The 11785-nt window shown below is 54.9% G+C and carries 9 protein-coding genes; all 9 read left to right on the top strand.

Going from position 1 to position 11785, the window contains the following annotated elements; all coding sequences use genetic code 11:
• Positions 1-10 precede the first annotated feature (10 nt).
• On the top strand, positions 11-1699 hold the full coding sequence (locus TH3_RS03780; protein ID WP_233421834.1) for a flagellar hook protein FlgE: 1689 nt from the start codon (positions 11-13) through the stop codon (positions 1697-1699).
• A 308-nt stretch (positions 1700-2007) separates the two neighbouring features.
• Positions 2008-3660, top strand: a complete 1653-nt coding sequence (gene fliF, locus TH3_RS03775) for a flagellar basal-body MS-ring/collar protein FliF (protein ID WP_007091340.1) — start codon at positions 2008-2010, stop codon at positions 3658-3660.
• Between the two features lie 81 nt (positions 3661-3741).
• A complete protein-coding gene (locus tag TH3_RS03770) occupies positions 3742-4932 on the top strand; it encodes a FliH/SctL family protein (RefSeq protein ID WP_040059517.1) in 1191 nt (396 codons plus the stop codon).
• Positions 4922-5284, top strand: coding sequence for a flagellar motor switch protein FliN (fliN, locus tag TH3_RS03765; protein ID WP_007091338.1), 363 nt, complete (start codon positions 4922-4924; stop codon positions 5282-5284). The genes TH3_RS03770 and fliN overlap by 11 nt, the downstream gene beginning before the upstream one ends.
• 22 nt (positions 5285-5306) lie before the next feature.
• Positions 5307-6101, top strand: a complete 795-nt coding sequence (locus TH3_RS03760; protein WP_007091337.1) for a motility protein A — start codon at positions 5307-5309, stop codon at positions 6099-6101.
• Positions 6102-6159: 58 nt separating this feature from the next.
• Positions 6160-7743 (top strand): sigma-54-dependent transcriptional regulator, encoded by a 1584-nt coding sequence (locus tag TH3_RS03755; protein WP_007091336.1) that lies wholly within the window; start codon positions 6160-6162, stop codon positions 7741-7743.
• 85 nt (positions 7744-7828) lie between these two features.
• Positions 7829-9985 (top strand): flagellar biosynthesis protein FlhA, encoded by a 2157-nt coding sequence (flhA, locus tag TH3_RS03750; RefSeq protein WP_007091335.1) that lies wholly within the window; start codon positions 7829-7831, stop codon positions 9983-9985.
• A 24-nt stretch (positions 9986-10009) separates the two neighbouring features.
• Complete coding sequence (locus tag TH3_RS03745; RefSeq protein WP_007091334.1) at positions 10010-10996, top strand: flagellar biosynthesis protein FlhF; 987 nt, start codon at positions 10010-10012, stop codon at positions 10994-10996.
• The gene (locus TH3_RS03740; protein WP_007091333.1) at positions 10993-11781 is read left to right on the top strand and encodes a MinD/ParA family protein; all 789 of its coding nucleotides are present in this window, start codon (positions 10993-10995) and stop codon (positions 11779-11781) included. The genes TH3_RS03745 and TH3_RS03740 overlap by 4 nt, the downstream gene beginning before the upstream one ends.
• The last annotated feature ends 4 nt before the right edge of the window (positions 11782-11785 follow it).

Genomic DNA, 11785 nt, shown 5'->3' with positions numbered 1-11785 from the left:
TTTCGGTGCAATGATTTCCGGTGTTTCCGGTTTGAACGCTCAGAGCCAGAATCTTGGTGTGATTTCCGATAACATCTCCAACATGAATACGATCGGCTATAAAAGGACTCTCGGCCGGTTCTCGACACTTGTAACGGAATCCGCCACTCCGACCCGTTACACTCCTGGCGGTGTTCGCTTTCATCCAACAGCGATGATCAGCAAGCAGGGATTGCTGCAATCCTCTTCCTCGGCAACCTCTGCGGCGATCTCGGGAGATGGTTTCTTTGTCGTACGCGACACAGCAACGCCAAATGCGAATGACGAAGTATTCTTTACCCGTGCGGGCGACTTCAGACCTGACGATGACGGGTATCTGAAAAATACAGCCGGCTTCTTTGTACAGGGCTGGGCGACTGACCGAGACGGAAACCTTCTTGATCAACTAGGCAATACAACGTCTTCGAACAGCGCGGCCGTAGGCGACCTTCAAGTTATTGACGTAAACCGCATCCTGCGTGCCTCTGCCGATACCCGTAACATCAGCATTGGCGGTAACCTTGACGCCGACGAAACACCATTTGCCGGGGGTACCGATACCTCGACAACTCTGGGTATCAATGGGACCACAGCACTTGCTGGACAAGCGGGCATCGCCGCTGGTGACAGCTTTGACATTACGGTTAATGGCAACACGACGACAATTACGATTACTGGTACAGATACCCTGAACGATATCGCAGCAAAAATCAGTGCGATACCGGGAGTGAATGCATCGGCGACGTCGACAGGTACTGACGACACATTGACGATCACAGGCCCAGGTGATCAAAACGTTACTGTGACAAACAATAACAACACACCGCTGACTGCTCTTGGTTTTGCGGGGCCATTCCCGGCGACACTGGCCGCAACCTACACACCGGGTAGCATTGCCGCAGGGACTGTCGATGAAAACACCACAATGCCGATCACTGTTTATGACTCTCTGGGGTCTGCGCATACCGTTAACCTGCGCTTCCTCAAAGTATCACAGAACCGCTGGGCATTTGAACTTACAGGCCAAACAACGGCAGGAAACCTTGATCCATCGGCACACCCGAATGGTCTTATTCAGTCCGGTTACCTGAATTTCGACGGTGACGGCGTGATTTCCTCATTTACCGATTCCACCGGTGCAAGTTTGATCGATCAACCGCTCAGCATCACCTATACCAATGGCTCCAACGCATCGGAAATAACCCTTGATCTGGGTAATCCCGGCGTCGGTAACGGCATTACCCAGAAAGGTGGTGGTGTTGACGCAAACGGCAACCTGGTTTCCTATTCGACGGACTTTATCAATCAGGATGGTGCGGGTGCAGGTAGCCAAGTTGGCTATGGCTTCTCCAGCGACGGCTTCCTTGAAGTTCAGTTTGCCAACGGTGTTAAACGTCCGATGTTCAAGCTGGCCATTGCAACGTTTGAAGCGCCCGACGAACTCGGTGCTGAAAGTGGCAACGTATACCGTCAGACGCGTGATTCCGGTGACTATGTTCTGCGTGAACCAGGCATAGATGGTGCCGGTAAAGTGGTTGCTTCCGCACTTGAGGGTTCTAACGTAGACCTTGCTGAAGAATTCACCAATATGATCGTCACCCAGCGCGCCTATTCAGCGAACACCAAGACGATCACCACGACCGACGAAATGCTCGACGAACTGATCCGCGTCAAACGGTAATTGATGCCGAAAAAGGGTAATTTTATACTCTTTGGAACTGCTGCATGTGATAGAGACTCGCCCGGCCTCAGCGCCGGGCTTCTTTTTGGCGCTCAAACTACCTATATATCTTTAGGCATATTGATCTTTACAAAGATACAAGCGATTCAAATCGCTGGCGAATTTTGAACACATTACTGGGCAATAATTGCCGGTCGTTAACCTGTTCTTCAATATGCGCTTCTATTCGTTGATGATACCGGTAGCTATTGTGCGGACATCTGCCGGTATTGGGGACAGTGGTAACAATCGATCCGGAGCAGTCGAACGTGGGCGGTTTATTGCAAACGCTTAAAGGTCTTGGACCGACACGCCTGATGGCCATCAGTGGCGTCGGGGTGTTGCTGCTTGTGTTTTTTGCATTCCTTATTCTGCGTGTTTCGGCACCGAATATGGAGTTGCTCTACCGTGATCTGAACCCGGCGGATGCAAGCCAGATCGTCAACCGTCTCGAAGAACAGCAGGTTTCCTACCAGCTTCTGAATAACGGCACCGAAATTCTTGTTCCCGCCGATCAGGTCAATCGTATGCGCCTGTCAATGGCGGAAAGCGGGTTGCCGACCGGCGGCTCCGTCGGGTACGAAGTGTTCGATAGTGGCAGCGGCCTTGGTGCAACAAGTTTCGAACAGAACATTAACCATGTTCGCGCCCTTGAGGGCGAATTGGCCCGTACCATAGCCTCCATACAGTCCGTTCAACAGGCCCGTGTACATCTGGTTTTGCCCAAACGTCAGATGTTCTCGCGCGAGACCCAGGAAGCCAGCGCATCAATTGCAGTTAAAATGGCCGGCGGGGAACTTAAACCCGAACAGGTTATAGCGATCCAGCATCTTGTTGCTGCGGCTATTCCCCAGCTGACACCAAGCAAGGTTTCCATCATTGATGAACGCGGCCGTCTTCTGGCGCGTGGTCAGGGTGAAGAACAATCTTCAACCTTCCTGACCCAGACCGCAGACGAGATGCGCATCCGCAACGAAACGCGTCTGCGCAACACGATCGAAGATCTTCTTTCCCGGTCCCTTGGTTATGGCGAAGTTCGTGCCGAGGTGTCGGTCGAAATGGACTTCAACAAGGTGACGACAGCGGACGAGCGATTTAATCCCGACGAACGGGTGGTGCGGTCCAGCCAGACCATTGACGAGAACTCGACCAATACTGAAACAGACGGCGCAGATCCGGTTACACTTCAGAACAACCTTCCTGACCCTAATCTTAATGGCGGTCAAGGTTCTGGAACCAGCAGCCAGGAGAACCGCTCGGAAGAAACCGTCAACTATGAGATTTCAAAAACGACCACGACCAAGGTCAAGGAAATCGGCGAAATTTCGCGAGTTACAGTGGCGGTTCTGGTCGATGGCACCTACACAACAGATGAAAATGGTGAACGCGTCTACCAAGAGCGATCACCGGAAGATTTGGAAAAAATAGCGGCGCTGGTACGCAGCGCAATCGGCTATGATCCTGCGCGCAGCGACCAGGTCGAAGTGATCAACATGCAGTTTGCCGACGCGGCAGACTTGTTCCCGGACGAAGATGTCGAAACGTTCCTTGGTCTTGATAAGGCCGAAATCTTCCGCATCGCGGAAATGCTGGTCCTGGCCATCGTTGCGATCCTAGTTATCCTGCTGGTGGTTCGCCCGCTTCTGACCCGTGCCTTCGAAACCCTGCCAAATGCAGCCGATATGGCACAAAATCAGCTGTTAGCCGACGAAATGACCGCCGACGGAACACCAGCTCTTGCGGGCCCATCACCGGTTCCAATGGCGCCGGGGATGAGTGATGAAGGCGAAGAACTGATCAACCTTTCGATGGTCGAGGGCCGGGTTAAAGCATCTTCGGTCAAGAAAATTGGTGAAATTGTCGAAAAGCACCCGGAAGAAGCTTTGGCGATCATTCGCAACTGGCTTTATCAGGAAACCTGATATGCCTGACGGTTCATTCACGGGCAGGTTGGCATAAGGCCGCCGGCCTGCTTGTCGCACAAATCAAACCAGCGGTTCGATATGACGGCCATTGAAAAATTCAAATTCTCGCTCAGTTTCGATGATGCCGATAACGTCATTCGTTCGTCCGGTTCGGATGATGAACATTATTCTCTGGGCAAAAAGAAAAAGAAGAAAGAGGACGAAGCCCCGCCTCCGCCTCCAGCGGTTTATACCGAAGAACAGGCCGCCCAGATGATTGCAGAGGCCGAGGCAGCTGCGCGCGAGGCAGCCGACGCAGAAGGCTTTGCGCGCGGTGTCGAGCAAGGCCGCGCGGAAATCCAGTCATCCCTGCAACAGGCTTTGACAGATACGTCCGCACGACTTGCCGAAAAACTTGCGCAAATTGACGAACAGCAGAAACGTGCCAATGCCCGCATCAACGAGGATGCCATTCATGTTGCCGTCGGCATCATGCGCAAAATCGCCCCGGCCTGGTCAAAACAGTTCGAACTGACTGAAATCGAAAGCATAGTCCGTCAGTGCCTTGCCAATCTGTTCGATGTTCCCAAGGTGATCGTTCAGGTCCACCCCGATATCAGCGACATGGTTTCCGAAAGTGTTGAAAAAATCGCACAGTCGCGGGGTTTTTCGGGTAAGGTCGCGGTTGTTGGCGAGCCCGATATTGATCTGGGTGACTGCCATGTATCGTGGGGTGACGGAACGGCTGTGCGGGAAACCAAACGCATCTGGGCCGAAATCAACGATATCGTCGAACGTGTCCTTCAAAATCATAGCGAGGAGCACGAGTTTGAAGAAAATGACATGGGCGATCCTGATGTCCAGAACACCCGGCTTGCTGACCTTCCGCCCGCCCCCCGCCCGGCAAGTCCAGAAACCCCGTCGGCGAAACCGGAAACAACCGTTTCGGGGCATGATTTGACACCAACCTATGCGACAGAACCTGATACTTCCGAAATGCAGGCCACCCCGACAGGTGATAATTATATCAGGGATGGTGGAACCGGATCACACCAAGCCGGTCAACCGACAGGCCAGATCGAAGAAGGTCATGGCACAGAACAGGTTAATATGCCAACATCCCCCAAGGATGATGCGTCGCACACTCAGATCCGGGATGAGGAGAAAAGCGATCCGCGACAACAGGATGGGAACCCGTTGCAGGAAGATCGCAAACCCGATACCCGGAACGAAACAGAAGCCGATGTGACGCAGGAAGCTCAAGGATCAGGAGACGAAAATGGCCGATGATGACGATCTTGAACTCTCGGAACTCGATAATGATGATATCGAGCTAGAGGGCGAAGGTACCGAACTTCTGGCCGCCGCCGAGATCGGCAGCGATGCCATGAAGACCTCCAAGGATCTCGAAGCGGTTTACGACATTCCCGTTCAGGTTTCGGCAGTCCTTGGAAAAGCAACCATGCAGGTAAGCCAGCTGCTAAAACTGGGGCGTGGCGCAGTGGTAGAGCTTGACCGCAAGGTTGGGGAAGCTATTGATATTTATGTAAACAACCGTCTGGTCGCACGCGGCGAAGTGGTGGTTGTCGAAGACCGTCTGGGGGTAACCATGACGGAAATCATCAAGTCCGAGAAAAACTAGTCTTTTGAGAGGATGAGCGGGTATGGCGGACGGGGGGACTAAAACGTCGTTTGATATCGCGACGGTTGCGGGGCTGGCTATTGGCTTCGCGCTTATTATCGCGGCGATCGTATTGGGGGGATCGCCCGGGGCATTTATTGATATTCCATCCGTTCTGATCGTGATCGGCGGCACGGCTGCGATTACCGCTGTGTGTTTTGCGCTGGGCGAATTCCTGGGGGCTGGCAAGGTTCTGATGCGCACGATTTTCCACAAATCGCGCAACCCTGCCGATGCTGCCCTGCAAATCCTGCAACTGGCTGAAATCGCCCGCAAAGGCGGGGTCCTATCGCTTCAGGGGCATCTCGACAGTCTGCAAAGCGAGGAATATCTTTGGAAGGGACTGTCGCTTGTCGTCGATGGCACACCACCCGAAGAAGTCGAAGCCATCATGCGCAAGGACATGAACGCCACCATCGGTCGCCACCAGAAAGGTGCGAACATCATGAAAAAGGCTGGCGATATCGCACCGGCCATGGGGCTGATCGGGACACTGATCGGTCTGGTGCAGATGCTTGGCAACCTTGATGACCCGTCCTCGATCGGGCCGTCCATGGCAGTTGCCCTTCTGACGACTTTCTATGGTGCTGTTCTGGCAAACATGGTTTTTATGCCGCTTGCTGCCAAACTTGAACGCAACTCGGGCGAAGAAGAACTTTTGAATTCGGTCTATATGGTGGGGGCCGTCTCCATCGGGCGACAGGAAAACCCCCGTCGTCTGGAAATGCTGATCAACTCCATCCTGCCCCCGTCAAAACGGGTCAGCTATTTCGATTGATCGGTGAAACCCACCAATTGAAATTGCCATTGGGAACGAAGCGGAAAGAGATGAGACTATGCAGGTATTGATCGTTGGTGGACTGGGCGGTCAGATCGGCGCAGCCAGCAAGATCGCGATGGCACGCGGCGCAACAGTCCAGTTGGCCGAAAGTGTCACGACATCGCTGAATATCCTGCGCGCAGGCAACCGGATCGATCTTGTCATGGCTGACATCACCCTTGATGTTGCAGCCTTGATCGAAGCCATGCATCGTGAACGGATCAATGTCCCGGTTGTCGCGTGTGGCATCGGCAATGACGTCAATGGTGCGGTCAATGCCATCAAGGCCGGTGCCCAGGAATTCATCCCCCTGCCCCCCGAAGCCGACCTGATTGCCGCCATCTTCGAGGCCGTCACCGAAGAAAGCCATGCCCTGATCCATCGCGATGCCCGCATGGCGGAAACCCTTCGTCTCGCAACCCAGGTCGCCAACAGTTCCGCCTCCATCCTGATTACGGGCGAAAGCGGTACCGGCAAGGAAATCATCTCGCGCTTTGTTCATCGTAAATCCAACCGGGCGGACAAACCATTCGTTGCCGTGAACTGTGCCGCGATTCCCGACAACCTTCTTGAATCCGAACTGTTTGGCCATGAAAAAGGTGCATTTACCGGCGCACAGGCCCGACGCATCGGAAAGTTTGAAGAAGCCAATGGCGGTACCCTTTTGCTTGATGAAATCAGCGAAATGGATGTCCGCCTTCAGGCAAAGCTGCTGCGCGCCATTCAGGAAAAGGAAATCGACCGTCTGGGCGGTAAAAGCCCGGTCAAGGTTGATGTCCGTATTCTTGCGACCTCGAACCGCAATCTTGAGGCCGAAGTCAATGCGGGCAACTTCCGTGAAGATCTTTATTTCCGCCTGAACGTCGTCAATCTCGATATTCCTTCGTTGCGCGAACGGCCTGACGATATTCCAGTTCTGGCGGAATTTTTTGTTAAAAAATATTCCGAAGCCAACGATGTACCGATCCGCCCGATCAGTCCGCTGGCAATCACGCGTTTGCGTAGCCATCATTGGCGTGGCAATGTTCGCGAACTTGAAAATACCATGCACCGCGCCGTCCTGATTGCCGGTCCGACGGAAATCGGCCCTGAAGCCATCATGCTTTCGGGTGCCGGAAGTAGCGAACCGGGCTGGCAGTCTGCTCCGCCCCCCGAAACAGCGGCACCTGCCCCGGCTCCTTCGCAGCCAGCCCCCAGTGCGCCGTCCCGCGCAAGTTCGGCCTATGCCAATGCCAATGCGGCTTATGGTGGTGCGGCCTATCGTCCGGTTCCCCCGGCACAGCAGGCACCATACGCACCTGCCCCGCTGCCTGATCATCACGACGATTATGCAGCACCCTGCCCGGCAGCACCGATCGACCATGATGCGGATAGCGCCGATCAAACCAACGCGGATTCATCGGTCACGGCAGCCCTGGTCGGTCGCACGGTTGCAGATGTCGAACGCGATCTGATCATCGATACGCTGAAACATTGCTTTGGCAACCGCACCCATGCGGCAAACATTCTCGGCATTTCGATCCGCACACTGCGCAACAAGCTTCGTCAATATACCGACGAAGGCCTTGCCGTGCCGCAACCTGGCAATGGTCAGGACTGATTATTACAAAACGACCGGTGCACCCCATATCAGAACAAGGGATGCATTCCCGGGATCGCGCAACATAGGGTAACCAGAAGTCAACATGGCCGACGGTCGAGACATCACACCGGCAGGATCTGACGGGTCACAAGGCCCCCAAAGTGCGGGCGGCCTGAATATGGCTGGTATCCAGTCACGCGTCCGGTCGGCCATGAAACGTGGCGATATCGCCATGGCGCTTGGCTTCATCCTGATCCTTGTGGTCATGATGTTCCCGATGCCGCCCTGGCTACTCGACTTCCTGCTCGCCCTGTCGATCAGCTTCTCGGTGCTGATCCTGATGACGTCGCTATTCATCCAGAAACCTTTGGAATTCAACTCTTTCCCGATGATCCTGCTGGTCGCGACGTCGCTTCGACTGGCGCTAAACATTGCAACCACGCGTCTGATTCTGGGCCACGGACACGAAGGCACCCATGCTGCCGGTGCGGTGATCGAGGCATTCGGCAGTTTCCTGATCTCGGGCAATTTCGTGATCGGGATTATTGTTTTTGCCATCCTTGTGATCATCAACTTTGTGGTTATCACCAAGGGTTCCGGTCGTATCGCCGAAGTCGCTGCACGCTTCACCCTTGATGCCATGCCCGGTAAACAGATGGCGATTGACGCCGATCTGTCATCGGGTCTGATCAATGAAGCGCAGGCCAAGGCTCGCCGCAAGGAACTGGAAGACGAAAGCTCGTTCTTCGGTTCCATGGATGGTGCATCCAAATTCGTCCGCGGTGATGCGGTTGCTGGTATCCTGATTACCTTCATCAACGTGATCGGCGGCATTATTATCGGCACCGCCCAGATGGGCCTATCACTGGCCGAAGCCACTGAAACCTACACGATCCTGACTGTTGGCGATGGTCTGGTGTCGCAGATTCCCGCCCTGATCGTCTCGACGGCCGCTGGCCTTCTGGTCACCAAGGGCGGCCTTGACGGCGCAACTGAAAAGGCCGTTTTCGGACAGGTAAGCAATTACCCCGCAGCTCTTGGTGTTGCCTCGGCGATGATGGCCGGCATGTCGCTTTTGCCAGGTATTCCGATGGTCTGGTTCCTTGGTCTGGCGATTGTGCTGGGCTACCTTGCGTGGCATTTGGGCCGAAAACAGAAAGAAGCCGCCGCCAACGCCCAGATGGAAGAAGCCCAGACCGCCGCGGATGCCGCAGGCCCGCCACCCGAAGAACCGATCGCCAATGCGCTTCGCATGGATTATGTGCGGCTTGAACTGGGATATGGCCTGCTGTCGCTGATCAGCACCGAACGCGGCCAGAAACTGACCGATCAGATCAAGGCGCTACGCCGTCAGTTGGCGACCGATATGGGCTTTGTCATGCCCAGTGTGCGTATTCAAGACAATATGCAGCTTCCCGCCAACACCTATGTACTGCGCGTCAAGGAAATCGAGGCCGGCCGTGGCGACCTTCGCCCCAACATGCTGCTGGTCATGGATCCGCGCGGCGAGGAAATCACCCTTGCCGGTGAAAAAACCATGGAACCGACCTTCAACCTGCCAGCCATGTGGATCGAACAGGGCATGAAGGAAGAGGCCATGTTCCGTGGCTATACCGTTGTTGATCCGCAAACCGTGATCACCACCCATATTACCGAGGTGATCAAGGACCACATGCCCGAACTTCTGTCCTATGCCGAAACCCAGAAGCTTCTGGACGAGCTCGACGACGACCAGAAAAAACTGGTCGAAGACATCGTACCGGGTCAGGTTTCCGTTGGCGGGGTTCAGCGCGTTCTGCAAAACCTTCTGACCGAACGCATATCGATCCGCGATCTGCCGACCATTCTTGAAGGAATTGCGGAATCCACCGCCTTTACGCGTAATCCGACCTTCATGACCGAACATGTGCGTTCCCGCCTGGCACGACAGTTGTCGGATGTGAATACCAACCATGATGGCGTGATCCCGCTGGTGACCCTGTCACCGCAGTGGGAACAGATATTTGCCGAAAGTCTGGTCGGCTCTGGCGAGGAAAAGCAACTTTCGATCCCGCCAAGCCAGCTTCAGGAATTTATCAACAAGGTTCGCACCACGTTCGAGCGACTTGGCATGATGGGCGAAAGCCCGGTTCTTTTGACCAGTCCCGGCATTCGTCCCTATGTCCGATCCATTGTCGAACGATTCCGGCCCACCACGGTTGTCATGTCGCAAAATGAAATTCATCCCAAGGCCCAACTCAAAACCATGGGGCAGATATGATGATCCGTTGCGAGGGGACAGCATATGCGCCTTAAGACGTTCAGCGCCCCGACCATGACCGAGGCGATGGCACTGGTCAAAGAGCATATGGGATCGGATGCCATTATCGTATCGACCCAGGATATTCCGGGCACGGGCGTGCGGCTGACCGCGGCCCTTGATCGTGATCCGGATCTGGATTTCGATATCGCGGATCAAGGCCCTCCGGGTCATCAGGAACTGTTTGATCACGCACAAGAAGCCCTTCTCCGTCATAATCTGCCCGAACGGCTGCGTTTGCGGCTTTGTGATCTTATGGGCCGCGAAAGCGGTGCCACTACCGCACAGCAATTACTGGCATCGGCACTGGACGAGATTTTTGATTTTTCGCCGTTGCCGGAAAAAAACACGCCGCGTGCCTTGGCCTTTGTCGGCCCGCCCGGTTGCGGCAAAACGCTGGCGGTTGCCAAAACTGCTGCCCGTGCAGTGATGAAAAAGCGAAAAGTCGCGGTTCTGACCACCGATTACAAACGCGCAGGCGGTGTGGCCCAGCTTGAGGCATTCACCCGTATCCTGAACATCAATCTGTCACTGGTCAAAACACCCGAAGAATTCAAAGCCCAGTTTGCCCGTATGCGGGATGCCGACATGGTTCTGGTCGACACGGCAAGCTGCAATCCCTATGTCGATGCCGACATCAAGGCACTGGGCGATTTCATGTCCGTTGTGCCAAGCGAACCCGTACTGGTCAATCCCGCCGGGATTGATGCCGACGAATGTGCCGATATCGCCAATGCCTTTGCCGATTGCGGCGTTGCGCGCATGGTGATTTCCCGACTGGATGTTGCATCGCGCCTTGGCGGCGCGTTATACGGTGCAGATTCAGGAAATCTTTCCCTTTGCAATGTCAGTATGACGGCCCAGGTCGCAGACGGTCTAACCGCAATAAGCCCCGTCGCCCTGGCCAAACTTCTGATACCGTCCCATCGCGCCGAGAACGCGAAACCGAGTTTCTCCGAGGTCGTGAAATGACTGCCAAGTCTGATGAAGTATCCAAAACTGCTCCGCGCGCCAAAGGCCGCAACGTCCTTGCCATCGCATCTGGCAAGGGGGGCGTGGGCAAGACCTGGTTTGCCATTACCCTGACCCATTCGCTGGTGCGCGAAGGCAAAAAAGTCCTGTTGTTTGATGGTGATCTTGGCCTTGCCAACATCGACATCCAGCTTGGCCTGATGCCCAAACATGATCTGGGCGGGGTGATTTCCGGACGGATCGGTTTGCGCGATGCCGTAACCCCCTTCCCCGATGGCGGCTTTGACATCATTGCCGGGCGCAGCGGATCGGGCAGTCTTGCCAATCTGCCCGTGACCCGTCTTCAGGCCCTATCCGATGATTTGATCCAGACCGGTAAAAGTTACGACAAGGTCCTGATCGACCTTGGTGCGGGTGTTGATCAGGGTGTGCGTCAGATGACCAGCCTTGCCAATACGGTGATTGTCATCACCAACGGTGATCCGACATCGCTAACCGATGCCTATGCCTTTATCAAAGTCACACATATGGCGCGGCCCAAAACGGATATCCGGGTGGTGGTCAATATGGCCAAGGACCGCAAGGAAGGCGAGGCGATCTACAACAAGCTTCTTAAAGCCTGCGAAGGTTTCCTGAAAATCAGCCCGCCACTTCTGGGTGTTGTACGTGCCGATCCGCGTGTTTCCGAATGCATTCGGTCACAGACCCCGCTTCTGATGCGCCATCCCAATTGCGATGCCGCCCACGATATGGAAGCGATCACGCAAAAGCTGCTGGAGGGCTGACGCC

The organism is Thalassospira xiamenensis M-5 = DSM 17429 (genome assembly GCF_000300235.2).
Lineage (GTDB): Bacteria > Pseudomonadota > Alphaproteobacteria > Rhodospirillales > Thalassospiraceae > Thalassospira > Thalassospira xiamenensis.
The sequence above is the reverse complement of the archived record's forward strand: the minus strand, read 5'-3'. Positions and strand labels throughout refer to the sequence as shown.